The organism is Bacteroidota bacterium (assembly GCA_016722565.1).
Classification (GTDB): Bacteria; Bacteroidota; Bacteroidia; order 2-12-FULL-35-15; family 2-12-FULL-35-15; genus 2-12-FULL-35-15.
This window is the reverse complement of sequence record JADKIU010000003.1, coordinates 324,115-345,452: the sequence shown is the minus strand read 5'-3', so window position 1 is coordinate 345,452 and position 21,338 is coordinate 324,115. Positions and strand designations below refer to the sequence as shown.

The following is a 21,338-nucleotide window of genomic DNA, read 5'->3' as shown; positions in this document are numbered from 1 at the left end:
TGTCGATTAATCAATATAAAATAGATTCAAATGCAAACGAAACTCACGCAATTACTTTCAATTGATTTTCCAATGATTATGGCTCCCATGTTTTTAGTAAGCAATGAAGCTATGATTGTGGAAGGAATGAAGGGTGGGATTGCTGCAGCCTTTCCTACGCTCAACTACAGGAACGAAGGAGAATTGGAGCAGGTGTTGGAGCATTTGAATAATGCAAAAGCAGGATTAGTAGTAAAAGGAACCTATGGGGTGAATTTAATCGTTCAAAAAACAAATCCGTTGTACGAAAAACACTTGAAAATATGTGTTGCCAAGAAAGTTCCTTTTTATATTACCTCTCTTGGTAGTCCGAAACAAGTGATTGAGCAAGCGCATAGTTACGGGGCGAAAGTGTTTTGTGACGTAACCAATTTGGAGCATGCTCAAAAGTGTGCGGATTTAGGTTGTGATGGTTTTATTGCTGTTGGACAAGGTGCAGGTGGACATGCGGGTCCAAATCCCCTGCAAATTATTGTTCCTGCTTTACAGCGGAAGTTCCCGAATATTCCGGTGATTGCTGCCGGAGGAATTGCAGATGGAGCAGGAGTGGTGTCGATGCTCGCAATTGGTGCTGCTGGTGTTTCTGTTGGAACGCGTTTTATTGCCAGCACTGAGGCTGGGGTGAGTCAAGACTATAAAAATGCGGTGGTGAGTTCTAAGATGACAGATATTGTGTTGACTGAAAAAATATCAGGTACACCTTGTACTATCATTAATACACCTTTTGCTAAAAAGATAGGATACAAACAAAATTGGTTTGAGAAATTATTGTCGAATAACTCCAGAACCAAAAAGTACTTTAAGATGTGGGTTCAGATTAGTGGCATGAAAAAACTGGAACAATCCGTTAAACCGGGAAATTACCAAACCTTGTGGTGTGCCGGGCAAAGTGTAGAGTTGATCAATGATATTTTGCCATGTGGGGAAATTATTAAAAGGATGAAACAAGAAGCAATGGAGGCTTTCCGTAAAGTTGCTGATTTATCCCAATAGCTTTCCGCTTCAGTAGCATGACCAAATATTCAAATCAAGCCAAATTTCATCTGGAATTATAAATCAGTGCCGCCTGACAAAAGCTCATTATCCTATATTTCATCGAAATCATCGAATCTTCCCCAAAAATGAAATTTCAATACAGGCTTGAATTTCAGCACTTTTAAACAGGCATTTGTCGATTTTGTTAATAGATTTATCGTTAAATAATGTAAATATAACGACAAATATTTGTTTTGTATCAGAAAAAGAGTACTTTTGCACTCGGAAATAACAAACTGAAACAAAAAAATGAAAAATTTATTTATCTGTGTTGCTTTATTGGTAAGTGTTTTAACGGTTTCTTGCTCAAAAGAGAACGAAGTAAAACCTCAAACAACTCCTGTAACTGCAGCAACATTAAGTATCGAATATAGAATTAGCAATGCATCCGGACATGTTGGTGTAGATTACATCGCTCCAAATGCAAACGGAACATTACAAGTTCAACACATGGACGTGAATCGTACAGAGCAATCAATTAGTTTTAATTATTCAAGCGGAAATGCATTTTCCGTTACTGCATATAACTTGATGCCATCTACAGATGTTGTACAAGTTCAATTATTTGTTAATGGTGTGTTAAAAGCTGAGCATTCAGTTTCCGCACCTGGACAAAGCGCTGTTGCCAAAGGCAATTTTTAATAATTAGATTTAGTTTAGAGAGATTTTGTCTAATTAGGAAGACCCGTTACAGAAATGTAGCGGGTTTTTTCTTTATTTAATGATGGAAATTCTCTTTGTGATTGTTTTGTTTTTGGAATGTAGCTTTACAATATAAATTCCGTTTGGCTGATTTGAAAGGTCTAATTCATTTACTTGCTTATCGGGTGTTTCCAATTTTAAAATTTCTTTTCCCATCATATCTATTACTTCTACTGAAGAAAAAGAATTGTCAGAAGCTATTTTGAAAATTCCAGTTGAAGGATTTGGATAAATAATTGTGTTTGTTTCAAGGTTGCTATGTATAGATATATTAGAAAGTGTTGGTAGATGAATGTTAATAGTGAATCCTCCTGTCCGAATAATGTTTCCTGCAGTATCTATTCCAATTAAATGACAAAAGGAACAAGAGTCTCCGTAAATATTCTGAATGAACATGCATACATTGTAAACGGAATCTGTCAAATATGTATGAGATGGATTAGATAAAGTTGAAGTCGCTCCATCACCAAAGTCCCATAAATAGGAAACAGCTGTAGTTGCTGTAATGGAATCAACTAAGATATTAAATTCATTGTAGGTAGAGTCATAGGTAGTTGTGTAGCTTGCAAAGCATGGAGGTGTTGAGCCCAATTTTGTTAAAAAACAATCAGCTGTGCTTCCAGAAACATTATTGTTTAATAATGTGGTTGTTCCAAAAGTAATATTTGAACTATAAAAAAATCCAGCGACAAAAGTTTCGTTCATAGCATTTGTTGAGATTGCAAACCCGTAATCGTTACCTGTACCACCAGCACTATGTGTCCACAAACGATCACCCGCTGAAGTATATTTGGAAAGAAAAACGTCTTCTGTACCAGTTCCTGCATTTGTAAAAGATGAAGTGTCAAAAGCAATTGTTGTACTTGAAAAATGACCTATTACAATTACATTTCCACTTGCATCTGCCGCAAGTCGTTTTCCAGAATCATCACCAGTGCCGCTCATGGATTTTGCCCACAAAGGGTTTCCATAGCTATCGTATTTGGCAATAAATGAATCATTCGTTCCAGCAGCACCTGCATTTGTTAATGTAGTTCCTCCAATTGTTATTGAAGGACTTGAAAAATAACCTGTTACAAAGGCATTTGCATCAAAATCGGTCGTAACATTTCTGATAATTTCATGGTCTGGACCTCCTGAACTTCTAGCCCAACTGAAAGAGCCATCTGCTAAATATTTTACCAGGAAAAAATCTTGTGTTCCACCGCCCGCATTTGTAAGCGTTGTGGAGCCAAATGTGATATACCCACCTGAGAAAAAGCCTCCGATTGTTAGATTGCCAGTTTGATCTGCTGAAACACTTAAGCCAAAATCACTATTAGGTGTTGATGGGCTGAATCCCCAACTATAATTTCCAAGTGAATCATAGCAAACCAGGTACATGTCAGAATGACCAGATCCACCATCAGCATTATAAAATGTTGTAGTGTCAAATGTAATGGAGGCACTTGCGTAACCTCCAGTAAGAAATACGTTTCCGGAAGGGTCGGTTGAAACTGATTGCCCATAGTCATCGTTCAAGCCACCTGCACTTCTGGCCCAAAGGACATTGCCATTATAATCATATTTGACTATAAATATCTCTGTTGTGCTTAATGGAAGAGGGGATGTATTAAAATTTGTAAGTGTAAATGCTCCAAAAGTAATAGTAGGACCAGTGAAGTATCCCGTGACAATAACATTTCCGCTTATATCTGTTGCAATGCAAGATATCTCATCCCAAAAATTGTTTCCAGCTGACCTAGCCCATAGAACATTCCCTGCTGAATCATATTTTACAATGGAAATATCGGGATAAGTGGCAGAAGTGTCGCTATTGTAAAGTATTGTAGTTCCATAAGTAACAGAAGCACTCGTAATTTCACCTCCAGCAAAAACATTCCCGTTTGCATCTGTTGCCACACTAATTGTTGCATCATCTTTGTTTCCTCCTGAATTATTTGCCCATAAAAAAGTAGGAGACTGACTTTTTGCAATAAAACTCAAGCCAATAAAGGCGAGTATTAAAAAAATATATTTTGATTTCATTGTATTGTAAAGATACTAAAATTAAGAACGACTCTAAATTTTTGAAGATGCCTAAATAATTTTCTAACAATCTTCTGTTTTTCCCTTTTTTATTTTATTTTTAGAGAAGATTAAACCAAACATAATTATGGCTAAAAATTATAAGTTAAAGGATGTAAAAGTCTATTCGTCTGATGAATGGATGGCGAACGCAACTAAGAAGTATCGTACCGTTTTTGACAAAATGGAAACGACTTATTTAAGAACAGAATTCTCGTTTTACAACAAGTTATTTGATGAAGCAGAATGGAATGCAAAAATTACATTGAAAGCGATTTCGCTGGATGGAGCTACTCGTAAAGAATTGTGTTCTATTGATTCAACCATCACAATTAAGATGGACGAAAACATTGTTTACGTTCGTGATGGCTGGGGAACACCTAACGAAGGAACATTTTGGTTCAAAGGTGATTATTTATGGGAAGCTTATATCGACAATGAATTAGTCGGGTCTAAAAAATTCTTTGTGGAAGATGTTGGGAAAGTATCAGCTTCCTATAATCCATATTTCAGTGTAGAATCTGTAAAGTTGTTTTCGGGTCCGTTTGATGGCTGGAACATTACCAATAGAACCTACTATAAAAAACTCGACAGAAGCAAAACGCCATACTTATGGGTAGAGTTTAAAATGAAAACAAAACCAACCACCGATTGGAATTACGAATTCTTTTTCAATTTTTATGACGATGCTGGTCAACCGAAAGGACAAAGTATGCGTACTGGAGTAATTGAAAAAGGAAAACAAGATACTGTATTTGCTATCGATGCAGGTTGGGGAAGTGAATCGGCCGGCTCATGGAAAGATGATAAATATACTGTTGAAATCGTTTTTATGGATACGCTTGTTGCACTTATCCCTTTTGAAATGGGGGATGTTGCAGAAGAAGGTGAAATGACTCCATTGGTTGCTGCAGAACAATCGTTGCAAACGGTTGCTGCCGTTACCACTACACCGGTGGAAGAAGAAACCATTGAACAATTGCTTGCAAAAATTGACGAGTTAGTTGGAATGGATGAAGTGAAAAAGAATATCAAGGATCATATCAACTATATTAACTTCATTAAACTTCGTAAAGAAAAAGGATTTGAAGATTCCGGTAAAATTAATTTGCACAGCGTGTTTACCGGAAATCCCGGTACGGGAAAAACAACAGTCGTGAACATGCTTGGAAAAATCTATAAAAAAATGGGTTTGTTGTCGAAAGGGCATGTGAAAGAAGTGGATCGCTCTGATTTAGTAGCACAATATATCGGTCAAACCGCTCCGAAGGTAAAAAAGATGATTGAAGAAGCTAAAGGTGGAATTTTATTCATTGATGAAGCTTATTCTTTAACGCGAGCGAAAGAAGATTCAAATGACTTCGGACATGAAGTCTTGGAAATATTAATCAAAGAGATGAGCGATGGAACAGGCGATATTGCTATTATGTGTGCCGGCTATCCGAAAGAGATGACCAATTTTGTGGATTCAAATCCAGGATTGAAATCTCGTTTTAGTCATTACTTCCATTTTGAAGATTATATGCCGGAAGAAATGTTCGCAATTGCTGAGTTAGCTGCGAAGAAAAAAGGAGTAACCATCACTGCTGAAGCGAAAACATTTATGGAAGAGATGCTGGTGGAAGTATATCGTACCCGCGACAATTCCTTCGGAAATGCTCGTTATGTTTATTCATTGGTGGATGAAGCGAAAATGAATTTAGGATTGCGACTGATGAATCATCCAAATGTAAATGAGCTGACCAACGAAGTGCTTTCTACCATTGAATTAGCAGACATGCAAAAAGTATTTGCTGCCCAAGGGAAAAAGAAACTGAGCTTGGAAGTGAACGAAAAATTGTTGAAAGAAGGCTTGGCAGAGTTAAATGCATTAACCGGAATGAATTCTGTAAAAGAAGAAATCAACGAATTAGTAAAATTGGTTCGCTTCTATAAAGAAACCGGAAGAGATGTATTGAACAAGTTTTCATTGCATAGCATCTTTACCGGAAATCCCGGAACCGGAAAAACAACAGTAGCTCGCATCGTTGCAAAAATTTATAAAGGCTTAGGTTTGTTAGAGCGCGGACATATTGTGGAAGTTGATAGAGAGGGCCTGGTTGCAGGATGGGTCGGGCAAACCGCTACAAAAACTGCGGAAAAAATTGAAGAAGCACAAGGTGGAATCTTGTTTATTGATGAGGCCTACGCTTTGGCGAATGGTGCAACAGGTCATGATTTCGGACAAGAAGCCATTCAAGTGATTTTAAAGCGGATGGAAGATTTGCGTGGACAATTTGGTGTAATCGTTGCCGGTTATACGGATAATATGCACGAGTTTATTGAATCCAATCCTGGGTTGAAATCGCGTTTCGACCGTACCTTTAATTTTACAGATTATTCAGCAGAAGATTTGTATACCATCACACTTGCAATTTTAGCAAAAGAAAAAGTAACACCAGATGCAGAAGCGGAAGCGCATTTAAAAGCGTATTATACACATTTACATAACAATCGTGATAAACATTTTGGGAATGCACGAACAGCTCGAAATGTGGCTGCAGAAGCAATTAAAAACCAACATCTCCGTTTGGCAGAAATGCCGGCCGCTGAGCGAACTCCGGCACATTTAAGTATGCTAACGTTGAGTGATGTGAAAGAATTTGAAATTGGTGCAACTCAACGTGCTAAAGGAAGCAGTTTAGGATTTAAAATTGGTGGATAATATTCTTTAACTTAAATTCAGATGAGCAAGAAAATACTCTTAATTGCATTGTTGATTTTAAATAGCGTTGTGCTTTTAGGTCAAATATGGCCTGAAGGTGTACCTCCCTTTGCTCGCATTATAAATATTGGGTTTCTTTCACTCACGTTTTTATATTTTATTTTACAACTCATTAAAAAAAGAAAATAAAAAATACTTATGCAATCAAAAGCGACAACTGTAGATCAATACATGGCTGAATTGCCGGAAGACCGAATTGAAGCAATGACGAAATTGCGGAAAGAAATTTTGAAAAATCTTCCGAAAGGATTTCAGGAAACAATGGGATATGGAATGATAACCTATGTAGTACCGCATTCACTTTATCCGGATGGTTATCATTGTAAGCCTGCTGATCCCTTACCATTTGTATCAGTTGCTAGTCAAAAGAATTTTATTGCCTTTTATCACATGGGCATCTATTCTGATCCTAAATTGTTGGAATGGTTTACAAAAGAATATCCAAAACATACGGATGCAAAATTGGATATGGGTAAAAGCTGTATTCGTTTTAAGAAGCCGGAAAAAATTCCGTTCAAATTGTTTGGTGAGCTAATGGGTAAAATGACACCAAAAGATTGGATTGCAAAGTATGAAAGTGCATTCAAGAAAAAGAAGTAGCACATCAGAGTCGGAAACCCAACATGAAAACCAAATGGTTGGCTTTGATATTTAAATTGTTGGTTTGGTTATTTCCATCGTAATGCAATCTTGAAATGCCATAACGATAGGTAAATTCAAAAAAGACGGCTCTACCGGTGTTACGCATGTTGTATTGAATACCCAAACCTCCCTGATAAAATGCATTCAATCCCTTTGTGACGCGCTGGTTTTCATAATCAATATTGTCCTTTCCATCATAAACGGTAATTCCGGTAGAATCGTTAGAAATGACGGTATAAGAGGAAAAAATATAACGTGCTCCAATCCCTCCAAGAAAGTAAGATGAGTATAGATGCGCTTTTTCTGAGATAAATGAAATCTTCAGCATCAACGGCAATTCAACCTGATTCACTCTTATTTCATGCAGGTAAGCGAATGTTTCGTCAAATACATAGGTGTACCCAGGTGCTTTGTAATAGCCTTTAAAGGTGAATGCTTGGTTCAAATAATCTAATCCCAACAAAATATTGGTACGCCTTCCTAAAAGAATTTCAGATTTATACGAAACGCTAACTCCGAGCTTTGCTTTTGTGTTTAGGGTATGCTCTGGATGGTTTTTATAAAACGATTTCACCGGCCCGACACTTAAACGGTGCTTGACTTTCCCTTTGCGGTAAGGCATACCGTCTTGTGAAAAAGTAAGTAGAGGTAAGAGAATGAGTAGTAAAAATAAATTACCACTAAGACACTTAGTCCACTTAGATTCACTAAAATTTAGGTAGTTTCGAGAATTCATCGGTTACTAAAGGTACAAGTTCTTTTGTAATGTTATCACAATTAAAGTTAATCAATAACCCTTTTGGTTTTCCAGTTAGTTTTAGATACGAAAGTAGTTGAGCCTTAAAAACTGGCAAAACAAAATCGACTGATTTTAATTCAACAATAACTAAATCGTTTACCAGTAAATCTAACTTTAAGGGATTGCCTAATTTTTTTCCTTTGTAGATTATAGGAACTAAGGTTTGGCAATTTACAATCAAACTGTTTGCTTTTAATTCTTCAATTAAACATTCTTCATAAATTGATTCTAATAAGCCTGGTCCCAAATGTTTGTGTACTTCTATCGCGCAACCAACAATTTTATAAGAAATATCATTCACCTCTTGCTGTGTACTCATAAATATTTGTTTCTTCTTCTTCTTCTTCTTCTTAGTGTTTCTTCATGTTCTAAGTGCCTTAGTGGTATAAATCAATAAGGCTTCTCATAAACCTTTTCACCATTCACAAAAGTAAAAATCACTTTCGTTTTTGGAACCTCATCCATGTTACATTTCATAATATCCTCTTCCAGAATTACAAAATCCGCAAACTTTCCGATTTCAATACTTCCTTTTTCTTTTTCTTCAAAGTTAGCGAATGCTCCCCAAATAGTCATTCCACGCAAGGTGTTTTCTCTTGATAAGGCATTCTCCATTTGAAAGCCGCCTTCAGGGAATCCTTTTAAATCTTTTCGAGCTACTGCAGCATAAAACGTATACATTGGATTAATATTTTCTACCGGGAAGTCTGTTCCCAATGCAAGTAGTCCAGCTTTTTTTAATAATTCATTATAAGCATAAGCATATTTTACGCGCTCATCTCCTAATCGGTCTTTTGCCCAATACATGTCAGAAGTTGCATGTGTAGGCTGAACAGAAGGGATCATGCCGGAATAATATTCAAAATCATCTTTGTCAATGACTTGTGCATGTTCAATTCTCCAGCGATAACTAATTGGAGCCGGGCTTGCGGTACTATTGGATATTAGTGTTTTTAAATACGTCTGTGAAATCAATCGTGCTGCGGAATCGCCTATACAATGTGTATTCATTTGAAATCCTTTATTGCGGATAAGGGTTGCTGCACTGTCATAATGTTGTGGATGACTCAACAAAAATCCTTGTCCTTCTGGTTTATCAGAATATGGTTGCAATAAACAAGCACCTCTTGACCCTAAAGCACCATCGGCATAAAATTTAAAAGAACGAACATTCAATCGCTCGGTTTTGTAGGGTCCCGCTTTTAAGTAATAGTCTGCATTTTCTTTGTTGTCTGTCAACATTGCATAGATGCGCATTTTTAGTTCACCACTTTTTTGAAGTTCATCGATGTTATCGATAATTATTTTTTCTAATCCTGCATCATCCACTGTAGTTAATCCTACTGCAAAACAATTTTTTTGAGCAGCTAATAATGAATTTTTGATGGCAGCTTTTGTAGGTTTTGGAATTACTTTTTTTACTAAATCAACAGCATTGTCAATCAGTATACCTGATAATCCATCGAATGGTACTTCAACCATTTCGGAGAAGGCAACTTTTTTTGTAACTCCCATTCTGCCTCCTTCCATCATCTCCCATTTATTAATATTGGCAGTTCTTAATGCCGTGGCATTAGCAAGCGCTGCATGTCCATCAATTCGTTCTATGAAGATAGGAGTGTTTGGGAATAAGCTGTCGAGTTTAAAACGGTCAGGATATTCTTTTACATCCCAGTCGTTTTGATCCCAACCACGGCCAACAATCCATTCCGACTGATTTGTTTTTGCATATTCAACAACTTTTTCAATTACTTCTTCAAAAGATTTTGTTCCCACTAAATCCAACTCTTGCAAGCCTTCACCATAACCATAAAAATGACAATGTGAATCGATGAATCCCGGGTATACTGCTTTACCTTCTGCATCAAGTGTTTCTTTAGCTTCGTATTTATTCAGAATGTCTTCGTTTTTTCCAACAGCAACAAATTTTCCATCTTTGATTGCAAAACTTTCTGCATTAGAAAATGTTGAATCTACGGTGTATACGATTGCATTGTGAACGATTAAATCAACTTGCTGTTTAGAAGAACAGGAATTCAAAAATAGAACCAGTAATAAAAAATTGAGAATGTAGAAATCACTGAAAATTTTAATCTTGATTCTTTTGTTTTGCATCTTGATTCTATTTACGAAGTGTAGTTGTCGCATTTGCCTGAACTGTTGGCATAATAATGATGTCGTTGATATTCACATGTGCTGGTCGGCTTGCCACCCAATACACCGTTTCTGCAATATCTTCGGGTAATAAGGGTTGTAATCCTTTGTATACATTTTTTGCACGATCTTCATCACCATTAAAACGGACAATAGAAAACTCGGTTTCAACCATTCCCGGATTGATGGCTGTAACTTTTATGTTGTGAGGCAGTAAGTCGATGCGCATGCCTTTGTTTAATGCGTCAACAGCATGTTTGGTTGCGCAATACACATTCCCGTTTGCATATACTTCCTTGCCTGCAATAGAGCCAATATTTATAATGTGACCGAATCCGTTTTTTACCATGATGGGTGCAATGGTGCGTGTCATGTATAACAATCCTTTGATATTGGTATCAATCATGCGTTCCCAGTCATCAATGTTGCCTTCTTGTATCGTGTTTAAACCGGCAGCCAATCCGGCATTGTTCAGCAATACATGTATTTGTTTCCAGTTTTCTGGAATTGAAAGGATTGCAGTTTCAACTTCTTTTAAATCGCGCACATCAAAATTCAAAGCAAGTACATCAATGTTGTAGTTTGATTTCAATTGTTTTGAAAATTCATCCAGGCGTTCTTTTCTTCTACCTGTAATAATGATGTTGTATCCGTTTTTTGCGAATTGCTCTGCAGATGCTTTTCCTATTCCTGCTGTTGCTCCTGTGATAAATGCGATTTTTTTATTCATTGTGTGCTTGTTGTATTCAAGTTTTGTGTTGTGGATGTTCCTTCACAAATATACGATTTACATTTTTGTTTTTCCCAACAAAAAAGCAGTGGTAAATGCCACTGCTTTTTATGTAAATTTTATGAATCGAATTAGGATGTAGTATTTAGTTTACTGTGCTTTTTGCTGTAGCCAAAATAAATTAACAACCCAATCAATAACCAGATTCCAAATCAATCCAATTGGACAAGCCTAATTCTGCCATCATATATAAGCAGCTGGTGAGTCCAAGCAATGGAATGAGTGAAAGGTTTTCTACAAAAGCCCAAACAACCAAAGCGAATGAAATAAGAATAAATATCCACATCGGTATTTTATGTTTAAACAAACTGAATCCGGATTCAAATTTTAACTCGTCAGAAATTGGTAGCCCTTGAATGAGATTTGCGTAAGCAGTTTCATCTAAACTGCTCATATAGGTTTCAACATCATTGTTGTTTGCAGCGAATTGTAAGCTGTCGGTGTAAACTAAATGTGTTTTGATGTCCGTAATCTGATTTGTATTTAATGAAGTAACAATTGTTGTAGCATCATTCATTTGTTTTTCATTGGTGATAAAAGCAACTGTTGCTTCTTTATTATAGGTGAAAGAAAGAACAACTGCTAAGATAACCAGAACCGGCATAATAAATTTTGCATTGATATACGGTGTTTTAAATTTTCCTCGCGGAATATCCTTTTTATTTTGAAGGACCAACACTCCTGCACATACTAACACAAATGCGAAGAGTGTTCCAATGCTGCATAAATCGGTTACCATGGTGAGGTTCATGAATAATGCAGGAACAGCAACAACAAATCCAACAACGATAGTTGCAAACGAAGGTGTTTTGTATTTCGGATGAATTTTAGAGAACTTTTTAGGTAGTAATCCATCGCGACTCATACTCATCCAGATACGAGGTTGTCCCATTTGGAATACCAATAAAACGCTTGCCATTGCAACAACAGCACTCACGGCAATAATTCCGGACATCCATTTTAAATTCAATTTTTCAAATACGAAAGCAAGTGGGTCGCCAACGTTTAGTTCAGAATAACTTACCATTCCGGTAAGCACTAATGCAATGATGATGTATAAAATAGTACAAATGATAATTGCCCACATCATCCCTCTTGGTAAATCTCGTTGTGGGTCTTTACATTCTTCTGCTGTTGTAGAAATCGCATCAAAGCCGATGTAAGCAAAGAAAACCGCTGAGACACCTTTTAAAATTCCTCCTAATCCGTTTGGAGCAAATGGATCCCAATTATTCGTATCAACATAAAATACACCAACCGCAATTACCAACAAGATGATGCAAAGTTTGATGACTACCATTAAGTTGCTGGCATTGCGTGATTCTTTCATACCGCGATAAACTAACCACGTGATAAAAATGATAATCATTAATGCAGGTAAATCGGCAATCAAGTGAAGTGGTCCAAGTGTTGGTGCAGTAGTCCAGGCAATATGAGCAGCCTGTGTTGCACTGCTTAGATTTTCAAATGTTTTTCCGCTCTGCATTAACGCAATTGCATCTTCATAGCCTTTTGACGCAGTCAGGTAATCCATTTGAATCCATTGCGGGAGATGAATACCACCGCTGTTTAAAAGTCCGGTAAAATAATCGCTCCAGGAGATTGCAACGGTAATGTTTCCAATACCATATTCCATAATCAACGCCCATCCGATAATCCATGCAATTAATTCCCCAAATGCAACATAAGAATAGGTGTAAGCACTTCCGGATACAGGAACCATGGATGCGAATTCAGCATACGCAAATGCTGCAAATCCGCAGGCAATTGCAGTAAATAAAAATAGAAAAATAACAGCCGGACCACCATCTGCACTTGCTTTTCCGATGGTGCTAAAAATTCCTGCTCCAATAATTGCAGCAATACCAAAGGCTGCCAAATCTCGAACTCCTAAATGTTTACCCAAGGCATGCCCATCTGCTTCTCCATCTTTTGCAACTTGTTTTAAAATATCATGCACCGACTTTTTTCGAAATAAACTTTTAAAACTCATAGATATTTTTTTAGTGTTATTGAACAAATTTAAACTAATTTATTAATTCAGTATTTTTTTCAGAAAAGGTAATTTGTTCACTAATTTTTTTTTGTCTAAAATGAACAATAAAGCAATTAGGAAAAAAGGTAATGCAATAGTTTTGTAACGAGCAATTGCGCCAAGGATGGGCGTTGTTTCACCAATGATTAAAAATTGAATGAATACAAATGAGATGCAAAATAAAAAGAGTTGCCAACAAATTTCTTTGAACGGTTTTAGAAAAAGGAGACTTGTAATAAATATAAAGAGTATAAAAATTGTTTCGAGTCCGGATAACAACATTAGCGGTGATTTGAGCTCCCAAATAAATGGACGAAGGAAAGTGTTGGTGAGGGCTTGCGGACCGTTTTTTAGAAAAGAGGAGAAGGTTGGATCCAGTCGATTGATTTCTATAAGGCTGTTTGCTGTTGGAATTGGATTGTGATTTGAATCGGTGAGTTGCCCTGTTGCCAATAAGTTGAATTCATATTGTTTTTGTGAAAGCGTGACCAATGGATTTTGGATAGATGTAAATGAATCGATGTTTAATCCAAGAACCCCAATTATACTAAGGATGATTACTAATTTTATAAATGCGGGAGGTGTTGTTGCTTTGTTGGACCATACCAATAAAGCAATGCTTGGAAAAATGGCTAACCAAACATAGAATTTTGAAAAGGCCAACAATAAAGCTGTGGCGATGCAAATCAGGATTGCTTTTTTACTGAATAATTTATCGGAATAATAGATGAGTAACCCTAGCGCAAAAAGGATTAACCCTTCTTTTAAAACGCCTGAACCCCAAAATAGAACCGAAGGCAAAAGAAAAACGGCAAAAAGCAATTCTCGTTTTTTGTCCAGGAGTTGATTGACAAATGTTTTATAGATGGCTGTCAGTCCTATTAATGAAAGAAAACAAATCACAACAGTGTGAACGTTATAATAGCCAAATGAAAAAAGACGCACCAATGCATTGAAGCGAATGATGGTATGGCTGTCGTTATAAATACTGCTGTCAACTTTTCGGGCCCAATAATTCATTTCTGTATAATAGTGGTCGAAAGCAGGTGTATTGTTTCCGATTCCAAATAACAATTTAAAGTAATCAATCGGATTTGTTTTTAAGGTGTTAAAAATGACTTCGCTGTCGTCAAAGTATTTATAAATGTCAGCAGTAGCCCGGTCGGTATAATAAAAAGTATAGATGGCCCAGAGTGAAACTCCAAAAATTACCTTCAAAATGAACAAGAGGGAGAACATACGTTTGGAGATTCCATCCACGTCAAAGAAGCTCATCTTGTTGATAATAAAGATGAAAAGGGCTGAATATGCAAGAGTTACTATAATTTCCAAGATGCTATTTTGCTCAATTTATCCCCAAATATAGCAATTCAAAAACTGTTGAAAACTCTAAATAAATTATTCCTTCCGGTAGGGTGGTTTTAAGTAAATTTGAGCTCCTTAAAAAGGAAAGAATTGATTTAAGAATTTTAGAGTTAGTGCGTGAATCAAAAGGAGTTTGAGCATCGAATTCATTGACTTTTTCCAATACTTTCTGAGAGGATTCAAAAAATCAACAAAAATCAAAAATTCAACAACTTATTTATATGTCAACAACAGCGCAAGATCAATTAACTACGGTAGAAACAGCTAAGAAATTAGGTTTGTTAGAAGATGAATTTGAAAAAATTAAAGCAATACTTGGAAGAACGCCCAATTTTACGGAGTTAAGTATCTTTTCGGTGATGTGGAGTGAGCATTGTTCTTATAAAAATTCTATCGTTTGGTTAAAAAAGCTCCCTAAAAAAGGGCCTTATATCTTGGCAGAAGCAGGAGCAGAAAATGCCGGTTTGGTGGATATTGGTGATGGCTTGGGTTGTGCTTTTAAAATCGAATCACATAATCATCCGAGCGCATTGGAGCCTTATCAAGGAGCGGCTACCGGTGTAGGTGGAATTAATCGTGATATTTTCACGATGGGTGCCCGACCAATTGCACAAATGAATTCTTTACGTTTTGGAGATATCAAGTTGGATAAAACGAAATGGTTAGTAAAAGGTGTGGTGAAAGGAATTGGTGATTACGGAAATGCTTTTGGAATTCCAACCGTTGGCGGTGAAGTGTTTTTTGATGATTGCTACAATGTTAATCCTTTGGTGAATGCATTCAGTGCCGGAATTGTGAAATCAGGGGAAACTGTTTCTGCTACTTCTTACGGTGTTGGAAATCCTGTATTCATTGTTGGGTCAGCAACCGGAAAAGATGGAATTCATGGAGCGACTTTCGCTTCAGCGGATATTACAGAGGATTCAGCAAAAGATTTACCAGCAGTGCAGGTAGGTGATCCTTTTCAAGAAAAATTATTGTTGGAAGCAACCTTAGAGGTGATTAAAACCGGTGCAGTAATTGGAATGCAAGATATGGGGGCAGCCGGAATTACTTGTTCTACTTCCGAAATGAGTGCAAAGGGTGAGCATGGAATGGACATATGGTTGGATCGAGTACCTACACGCCAAGCGAATATGCAGCCTTTTGAAATTTTACTTTCCGAATCACAAGAACGAATGTTGATTGTGGTGAAAAAAGGCAGAGAAAAAGAAGTACAAAAAGTATTTGATAAATGGGATTTGAATTGTGCGATGATTGGCACAGTAACCGATACCAAACGTATTAAGTTTTATGTTGGTGACGATTTAGTTGCGGATGTTCCTGCTCATGATTTAGTATTAGGTGGTGGCGCCCCGGTGTATCACCGCGATTATAAAGAACCTGCTTACTTTAAAGAGTCCAAAAAATTCAACATCGATTCAGTTGAAATTCCGAAAGATCTAAAAGCGGTATCTAAATTTTTAATTGCTCATCCAAACATTGCTTCCAAACAATGGATTTACAATCAATACGATTCGATGGTGGGGACAGCGAATATGAGCACGAATGCTCCTTCGGATGCAGCCATCGTTAATATTAAAGGAACCAACAAAGCAATTGCCTTAAAAGTGGATTGTAATTCACGTTATGTAAATGCTGATCCGGAAGTTGGATGTGCCATAGCTGTTTCTGAAGCAGCTAGAAATATTGTTTGCAGCGGAGCAGAACCTTCTGCCATAACCAATTGCTTAAACTTTGGTAATCCATACAATCCGGAAGTGTATTGGCAATTTGTGAATGTGATTAAAGGAATGGGTAGTGCCTGCATTAAATTTGAAACACCTGTAACCGGTGGTAATGTTAGTTTTTACAATCAATCATCGTATGAAGGTCCTGTTTTTCCTACTCCAACAATTGGTATGTTAGGTGTGATGAAGGATAAATCAAACCGCATGACATTGAATTTTAAAAACGAAGGGGATTCTATTTATTTAATCGGTAGTTCTAAAAATTGTATTTCTTCTTCTGAATATTTATACTCCTATCATAAAATAAAAAACACTCCAGCTCCATTCTTTAATTTGGATGAGGAATATGAAGTGCAAAAAGCGGTAAAATCGTTAATCACCAATAAAGTAGTTCAATCAGCGCACGATTGTGCTGATGGCGGTTTGTTCATTACACTACTTGAAAGTGCAATGCCAAATGGATTAGGATTTGATATTAGCTCTGACGAAGAAGTTCGTAAAGATGCCTTCTTATTCGGTGAAGCACAAAGCCGTGTTATTGTCTCCGTTAAAAAATCAGATGAAGATAAGTTCATTGATTTGATGATGGCTTCAAAAGCAGAGTTTGAATACCTTGGCGATGTGAAAGGGAAAGAGATGATTGTGGATGATCAATCATTTGGAACTGTAGCGGAAGCAAAGCAAGTATTTGATACAGCTTTGGGTGATTTGTTAAAATAGGATTTCTATTTAATCCAACTATATTTGGTGCGCCATTGTGAGTTTTGTTGAAGATCTTACAATGGCGTATTAACAAAGTGAATCAATGAAGAAAACGCTACTCTCATTTCTTTTTATATTTTGTTTTGCTTTTTCGTTTTCACAAAATTCGGCTCTCGAATTTTATAAAAGTGCTATTCTTAACGACTCTCAAAAAGATTATACTGCCGCATTGCATGATTTAGACAATGCCATTTCTCAAAATCCCAATTATGATAGTGCTTATTGTTTGCAAGGTTTTATCAATTATAAAATGGGCGAATATAAAATTGCCATTAAACTTCTGGATAAAGCCATCAAATTAAATCCCAACTATTTTGATGCCATCAACGGCAGAGGCATTGTAAAAGCACAAATTAAAGATTACATCGGGGCAATAAAAGATTTTAATAAGGCAATCGAACTAAATCCAACAAAATCAAAAACATATTACAATCGTGCTTTAGCAAAAGCACATTTGGACGATTACGATGCTGCAATTAAAGATTTGGATAAGTCGATTTCCTTTGATTCCAATTATTCTAATGCATTTTACAGTCGTGCATTTTGGAAAGATATTTCCGGAGATTATACCGGAGCTGTTGCGGATTATAAAAAAGTTTTGGAATTAGATCCAAACTATCGTGAAGCATATATCGGACTTGCAACTACCTTGTATCAGCACGGTGATAAAGGTCCGGCTTGCGAGTTGTTAAAAACAGCAGCAGAAAAAGGAAGCATCATGGCTGATGAGTTAGTTACTAAACTCTGTAATCCATGATTAGACAAATTACATTTAGTTTATTTTTATTCCTTTGCAATGTTTCGTTTGCACAGATTTCTTTTAGTGTATCAAAGCAAGATGTAAAGTGTAACCGTACCGTTTTAGGTGAATTGGAAATTTTGGTGACTTCTTCTTTAGGACCCTATTCTTTTAATTGGAATACCGGTGATACAACCAGTACCCTGCAGAATTTGAACGAAGGAGTATATACGGTTTTGATTACAGATGATGTAGGAAATGATACAAGTGTATCGATTGAAATTAAAGTATCTCAATGTGAGATGGCTCCTGAAATTGTTTTTACACCAAATAATGATGGAATCAATGATACCTGGTTTATTTTAAATGCGAACTACTTTTCAAAAGCACGGTTTATGGTATTCAATCGCCTAGGACAAAAAGTGTTTGAGCAAAATGGGTTATATCAACTTTGGGATGGTAAAGATTTGTTAGGAGTTGCACTTCCTGATGCCAGTTATTATTATGTGATTTATCACGATCAATCGGATGAAAGTTCAATTATAAAAGGATGTGTTTCAATTGTAAAATGAAAAAATATAAACTCTATATCCTATTATTATTGATTCCTTTTTCAGGAGTCGCACAGCAGTCGGCTCAGTACTCACAATTCATGATGAATGAGTATGGGCTAAATCCGGCTGTTGCGGGTTCTGGTAAAGGTTTATATATAATGGTTGGAAGAAGAACGCAATGGCGTGGATTTTCTTTAGCACCTGAAACAAATTTTGCTAGTATAACAAAAGCCTGGGGTAAAAAAGGATACAAATATTATTGGCATGGAGTAGGAGCGTATGTAGAGCAAGATAAATTTGGGATTTTTACAAATAAAGCTGCATACGGATCGTATGCCATCCATTTAAAATTATCATCGAAATATTATTTAAGTTTTGGTGTAGCAGCTGGCATTAAAAGTGTCGGGCTTACAAATACTGTTTTTAATGAATTTGACCCTGCTTTGTCGCAAAACGGACCGAAAGTACTGTTGCCGGATATTATTCCGGGATTATATCTTTACTCAAAAAAAGTTTCAATCGGAATTTCTATAAGAAATCTGTATAAAAACACATTACGTCAAGGGAGTAAAGAAATCGGAACAGGAAGTAGGTTGCTACCAACAGCGGTATTTACAGCTAGTAAAAAATTTAAATCGGCAGGGTACGATTTTGTATTCGTACCGGGAATTAATATTCAATCCAATTTTATTGGAATCCCTTCTTCCCAATTTAATTTTATGACCTATTACCGTCAACGTATTGGAGTAGGAGTGACCTATCGCATGCACGATGCTGTTTCTGCAATGATTCAGATTCGGGTGTTAAAAAATGTGGTGATTGGATTTGCATATGATTATACGATTTCTCAATTTCGCTCGGCAAATGCTAATTCTACTGAGTTTATGATGGGGATGACTCCTGTTATGAGTAGCGAAGGGTATGATAAACCGAATGGAGCAGCAGATTGTCCTAAATTTGATTTTGATTTTTAACTGTGAAAGAATTTTTAAAAAAACTCTGGCGTTTTACCTGGAAAGCTGCAATGTGGTTTTTGATTGTCAGCATCGTTTCCGTTGTATTTTTTAGATGGGTGCCAATTCCTGTTACTCCCTTGATGTTGATTCGATGTGTAGAACAAAAAATGGATGGTAAAGAAATGAAACTTGAAAAAGATTGGGTTTCCCTTGATGAGATTTCACCAAGTTTGCAATTAGCGGTTGTGTGTTCGGAAGATCAAAATTTCATCAAGCACAATGGCTTTGATTTCGAAGCAATCGAAAAGGCGATGGATTATAACGAAACGCATAAAAAAACACGGGGCGCAAGTACGATTAGTCAGCAAACTGCAAAAAATGTTTTTCTTTGGCCAGGCAGAAGTTACATTCGAAAAGGATTTGAAGTCTATTTTACTTTTTTAATTGAAACATTCTGGAGTAAAGAACGCATCATGGAAGTTTACCTAAATGTAATTGAAATGGGGAATGGTGTTTACGGAGCTCAAGCTGCATCTAAAACCTTTTTCAAAAAGGATGCAAAGTATATGAGCAAATCCGAATGTGCAACCATTGCCGCAGTATTGCCCAATCCGCGAAAGTTTAATGCAGGCAAGCCGAGTGGATATATTCAAGGAAGAAAAAATTGGGTCATGAATCAAATGAATTTATGGGGAGGCGTATTGAAATATGAAGAACCAGAAGAGAAAGAGGTGAAGAAGAAAAAGAAAAGGTAACGCACCGGTTTTCTAATTTCCGAAGTATAGATTAATTGTTTCTTTCCAAATAATATTTTCTGGAGTAAGTTCCCGGATTTGCATGATCCCCTTCTTCAAAATCATAATTCACATATTTCATTCCTTTTAACTCTGTAAGTGTAAATGTTGTTACCGACATATATTCATCCGCTCCTGTGCTTCCCATTTGTTGTGTTAAAAACGTACTTTCTTTTATTTTAACGAAGATGGTATCATTTGAAATCTTTCTGAGGTCAAGATGCACGGAAGAATTGTTAGAATTTATAAATTCGATTATCTTTTGGGGTGTTAAAAGTTCAGGCTTTGCTTCTTGGTTTTTTATCGGTGTTGAAGTAGCATAGTCGTATATCCAAATAGAGGTACTATCATTTTTGGTAATTGTAGCAATTGATTTGGCTTGTTTTTCTTTTGAAGGAGTTGATGCGGAATCTGCATTGCCATTCTGGCTGTTGGATTCACTTGTATTGTTACAAGCTAACAATACAAGCGTAATCAGAAAGCATCCTGCTTGTATTTGAAGATTGTGAAAAAGCTTTTTTGTCTTTGCCATCTCAGGTTTATCAATACATGATTCTGCACTTTGGCAATAATGCCTTTAATACAGCTATGTCAAACTCTTTAAATGTATTGCCTCTCAAATCAAGCACTTCCAAGTTTTGCATCACACTAATATTCTCTGAAATAAACGTCAGTTGGTTGTTCTGCACCGACAAATATTTTAAGTTTTTTAATTTGAATACCCGTTTATTTAGTTCCGTCAATTGGTTGTCATCTAAAATCAATATTTCCAAGGTGCTTATTTTTGCAACAGTTTTTGGAATCTCTTTTATTCCACATCGTGTCATCGTAATGCTTTTTAATTTTTTAAATTCTGCAAAACTCTGTGGAAGCGTATCGAGTTTTGTATTGTAAAGCAAGATACTACTCAGATTACTCAGATATCCAATTGAATTAGGGAAATAAAAAGTATCGGCTTTGTTATTTTGAATTTCTAGCACTTTTAATTTTCCTAAGTATGCAATTTCGTAAGGTAATGAATCCAGCTGCGAGCCGTGGAAATGAATTTCATTTAACATGGATAAATTGCCAATGTCTTTTGGTAATGTCGTGATAGGATTTTCAAAACAGGCGAAATAAACCAGATTGCTGAGGTCTTTTAATTCAGCGGGCAGTTGTGTAAGTCCATTTCCGTTTAATTGCAATACTTGTAGTTGTTCAAACTTTCCAATTTTTGGAAACAATTTCGGATCGATGGGTTGGTTATCTAATTTTAACTTGTAAACGACTTTGGGTTCTTTTAAAGCTTCTTTTATATTTGTATAGGTCATTGCTCCCGGAGGGCCATATTTATCAAATGGGTCAAGGTCTTCTTGAGCAACAATTGAAAAAGAAAACAGTAAAAGAGTAGCGAGCAATAATCTATTCATAA

17 protein-coding genes and 1 pseudogene are annotated in these 21,338 nt (G+C 36.4%); 9 read left to right on the top strand and 9 right to left on the bottom strand.

Going from position 1 to position 21,338, the window contains the following annotated elements; all coding sequences use genetic code 11:
• Positions 1 to 30 precede the first annotated feature (30 nt).
• Both IPP64_12600 and IPP64_12595 read left to right on the top strand, forming a co-directional pair.
• Positions 31 to 1,032 carry a nitronate monooxygenase gene (locus tag IPP64_12600; GenBank protein ID MBL0330227.1) on the top strand — a complete coding sequence of 334 codons (1,002 nt, stop codon included), beginning with the start codon at positions 31 to 33 and terminating at the stop codon, positions 1,030 to 1,032.
• Between the two features lie 291 nt (positions 1,033 to 1,323).
• Positions 1,324 to 1,716 (top strand): hypothetical protein, encoded by a 393-nt coding sequence (locus tag IPP64_12595; GenBank protein MBL0330226.1) that lies wholly within the window; start codon positions 1,324 to 1,326, stop codon positions 1,714 to 1,716.
• Positions 1,717 to 1,788: 72 nt separating this feature from the next.
• Here the strand turns inward: IPP64_12595 and IPP64_12590 are convergent, their stop codons facing one another.
• On the bottom strand, positions 1,789 to 3,804 hold the full coding sequence (locus tag IPP64_12590; GenBank protein ID MBL0330225.1) for a T9SS type A sorting domain-containing protein: 2,016 nt from the start codon (positions 3,802 to 3,804) through the stop codon (positions 1,789 to 1,791).
• 127 nt (positions 3,805 to 3,931) lie between these two features.
• Here IPP64_12590 and IPP64_12585 point away from each other — a divergent pair, with 127 nt between their 5' ends.
• Positions 3,932 to 6,547, top strand: a complete 2,616-nt coding sequence (locus IPP64_12585; protein ID MBL0330224.1) for an AAA family ATPase — start codon at positions 3,932 to 3,934, stop codon at positions 6,545 to 6,547.
• A 198-nt stretch (positions 6,548 to 6,745) separates the two neighbouring features.
• Entirely contained in the window at positions 6,746 to 7,207 is a 462-nt protein-coding gene (locus tag IPP64_12580) for a DUF1801 domain-containing protein (GenBank protein MBL0330223.1), read from the top strand.
• A gap of 4 nt (positions 7,208 to 7,211) precedes the next feature.
• On the opposite strand, the gene IPP64_12575 is transcribed toward IPP64_12580, so the two are convergent.
• The 6 genes and pseudogenes from IPP64_12575 to IPP64_12550 all read right to left on the bottom strand — a co-directional run bounded on the left by IPP64_12575 (position 7,212) and on the right by IPP64_12550 (position 14,302).
• Positions 7,212 to 7,871, bottom strand: coding sequence for a PorT family protein (locus tag IPP64_12575; GenBank protein ID MBL0330222.1), 660 nt, complete (start codon positions 7,869 to 7,871; stop codon positions 7,212 to 7,214).
• An 85-nt stretch (positions 7,872 to 7,956) separates the two neighbouring features.
• The gene (locus IPP64_12570; GenBank protein ID MBL0330221.1) at positions 7,957 to 8,367 is read right to left on the bottom strand and encodes a GxxExxY protein; all 411 of its coding nucleotides are present in this window, start codon (positions 8,365 to 8,367) and stop codon (positions 7,957 to 7,959) included.
• A gap of 71 nt (positions 8,368 to 8,438) precedes the next feature.
• Positions 8,439 to 10,163 (bottom strand): amidohydrolase, encoded by a 1,725-nt coding sequence (locus IPP64_12565; protein ID MBL0330220.1) that lies wholly within the window; start codon positions 10,161 to 10,163, stop codon positions 8,439 to 8,441.
• Positions 10,164 to 10,170: 7 nt separating this feature from the next.
• Positions 10,171 to 10,932 carry an SDR family oxidoreductase gene (locus tag IPP64_12560; protein ID MBL0330219.1) on the bottom strand — a complete coding sequence of 254 codons (762 nt, stop codon included), beginning with the start codon at positions 10,930 to 10,932 and terminating at the stop codon, positions 10,171 to 10,173.
• A 131-nt stretch (positions 10,933 to 11,063) separates the two neighbouring features.
• Positions 11,064 to 12,985, bottom strand: a pseudogene (locus tag IPP64_12555) (amino acid permease).
• Between the two features lie 42 nt (positions 12,986 to 13,027).
• Entirely contained in the window at positions 13,028 to 14,302 is a 1,275-nt protein-coding gene (locus IPP64_12550) for a hypothetical protein (protein ID MBL0330218.1), read from the bottom strand.
• Between the two features lie 311 nt (positions 14,303 to 14,613).
• Between IPP64_12550 and purL the strand changes: the two genes are divergently transcribed.
• The 5 genes from purL to mtgA all read left to right on the top strand — a co-directional run bounded on the left by purL (position 14,614) and on the right by mtgA (position 19,888).
• On the top strand, positions 14,614 to 16,842 hold the full coding sequence (purL, locus tag IPP64_12545) for a phosphoribosylformylglycinamidine synthase subunit PurL (protein MBL0330217.1): 2,229 nt from the start codon (positions 14,614 to 14,616) through the stop codon (positions 16,840 to 16,842).
• Positions 16,843 to 16,927: 85 nt separating this feature from the next.
• Entirely contained in the window at positions 16,928 to 17,641 is a 714-nt protein-coding gene (locus tag IPP64_12540) for a tetratricopeptide repeat protein (protein ID MBL0330216.1), read from the top strand.
• On the top strand, positions 17,638 to 18,195 hold the full coding sequence (locus IPP64_12535; protein MBL0330215.1) for a gliding motility-associated C-terminal domain-containing protein: 558 nt from the start codon (positions 17,638 to 17,640) through the stop codon (positions 18,193 to 18,195). Before IPP64_12540 ends, IPP64_12535 begins: the two co-directional genes overlap by 4 nt.
• On the top strand, positions 18,192 to 19,151 hold the full coding sequence (locus tag IPP64_12530; GenBank protein ID MBL0330214.1) for a type IX secretion system membrane protein PorP/SprF: 960 nt from the start codon (positions 18,192 to 18,194) through the stop codon (positions 19,149 to 19,151). Before IPP64_12535 ends, IPP64_12530 begins: the two co-directional genes overlap by 4 nt.
• Positions 19,152 to 19,201: 50 nt before the next feature.
• On the top strand, positions 19,202 to 19,888 hold the full coding sequence (gene mtgA / locus IPP64_12525) for a monofunctional biosynthetic peptidoglycan transglycosylase (GenBank protein MBL0330213.1): 687 nt from the start codon (positions 19,202 to 19,204) through the stop codon (positions 19,886 to 19,888).
• 31 nt (positions 19,889 to 19,919) lie between these two features.
• Here mtgA and IPP64_12520 read toward each other — a convergent pair whose 3' ends face one another.
• Positions 19,920 to 20,459 (bottom strand): hypothetical protein, encoded by a 540-nt coding sequence (locus tag IPP64_12520; protein MBL0330212.1) that lies wholly within the window; start codon positions 20,457 to 20,459, stop codon positions 19,920 to 19,922.
• A gap of 10 nt (positions 20,460 to 20,469) precedes the next feature.
• A complete protein-coding gene (locus IPP64_12515; protein ID MBL0330211.1) occupies positions 20,470 to 21,336 on the bottom strand; it encodes a leucine-rich repeat domain-containing protein in 867 nt (288 codons plus the stop codon).
• Between the last annotated feature and the right edge of the window lie 2 nt (positions 21,337 to 21,338).

What these genes read in the sequence shown, in the direction of transcription:
- IPP64_12520 (MBL0330212.1), bottom strand. Translation starts at nt 20,459, where the DNA reads ATGGCAAAGACAAAAAAGCTTTTTCACAATCTTCAAATACAAGCAGGA.
- IPP64_12590 (MBL0330225.1), bottom strand. Translation starts at nt 3,804, where the DNA reads ATGAAATCAAAATATATTTTTTTAATACTCGCCTTTATTGGCTTGAGT.
- IPP64_12580 (MBL0330223.1), top strand. Translation starts at nt 6,746, where the DNA reads ATGCAATCAAAAGCGACAACTGTAGATCAATACATGGCTGAATTGCCG.
- IPP64_12530 (MBL0330214.1), top strand. Translation starts at nt 18,192, where the DNA reads ATGAAAAAATATAAACTCTATATCCTATTATTATTGATTCCTTTTTCA.
- IPP64_12540 (MBL0330216.1), top strand. Translation starts at nt 16,928, where the DNA reads ATGAAGAAAACGCTACTCTCATTTCTTTTTATATTTTGTTTTGCTTTT.
- IPP64_12535 (MBL0330215.1), top strand. Translation starts at nt 17,638, where the DNA reads ATGATTAGACAAATTACATTTAGTTTATTTTTATTCCTTTGCAATGTT.
- IPP64_12550 (MBL0330218.1), bottom strand. Translation starts at nt 14,302, where the DNA reads ATGAGCTTCTTTGACGTGGATGGAATCTCCAAACGTATGTTCTCCCTC.
- IPP64_12600 (MBL0330227.1), top strand. Translation starts at nt 31, where the DNA reads ATGCAAACGAAACTCACGCAATTACTTTCAATTGATTTTCCAATGATT.
- IPP64_12585 (MBL0330224.1), top strand. Translation starts at nt 3,932, where the DNA reads ATGGCTAAAAATTATAAGTTAAAGGATGTAAAAGTCTATTCGTCTGAT.
- IPP64_12515 (MBL0330211.1), bottom strand. Translation starts at nt 21,336, where the DNA reads ATGAATAGATTATTGCTCGCTACTCTTTTACTGTTTTCTTTTTCAATT.
- IPP64_12595 (MBL0330226.1), top strand. Translation starts at nt 1,324, where the DNA reads ATGAAAAATTTATTTATCTGTGTTGCTTTATTGGTAAGTGTTTTAACG.
- IPP64_12565 (MBL0330220.1), bottom strand. Translation starts at nt 10,163, where the DNA reads ATGCAAAACAAAAGAATCAAGATTAAAATTTTCAGTGATTTCTACATT.
- IPP64_12575 (MBL0330222.1), bottom strand. Translation starts at nt 7,871, where the DNA reads ATGCCTTACCGCAAAGGGAAAGTCAAGCACCGTTTAAGTGTCGGGCCG.
- mtgA (MBL0330213.1), top strand. Translation starts at nt 19,202, where the DNA reads ATGTGGTTTTTGATTGTCAGCATCGTTTCCGTTGTATTTTTTAGATGG.
- purL (MBL0330217.1), top strand. Translation starts at nt 14,614, where the DNA reads ATGTCAACAACAGCGCAAGATCAATTAACTACGGTAGAAACAGCTAAG.
- IPP64_12570 (MBL0330221.1), bottom strand. Translation starts at nt 8,367, where the DNA reads ATGAGTACACAGCAAGAGGTGAATGATATTTCTTATAAAATTGTTGGT.
- IPP64_12560 (MBL0330219.1), bottom strand. Translation starts at nt 10,932, where the DNA reads ATGAATAAAAAAATCGCATTTATCACAGGAGCAACAGCAGGAATAGGA.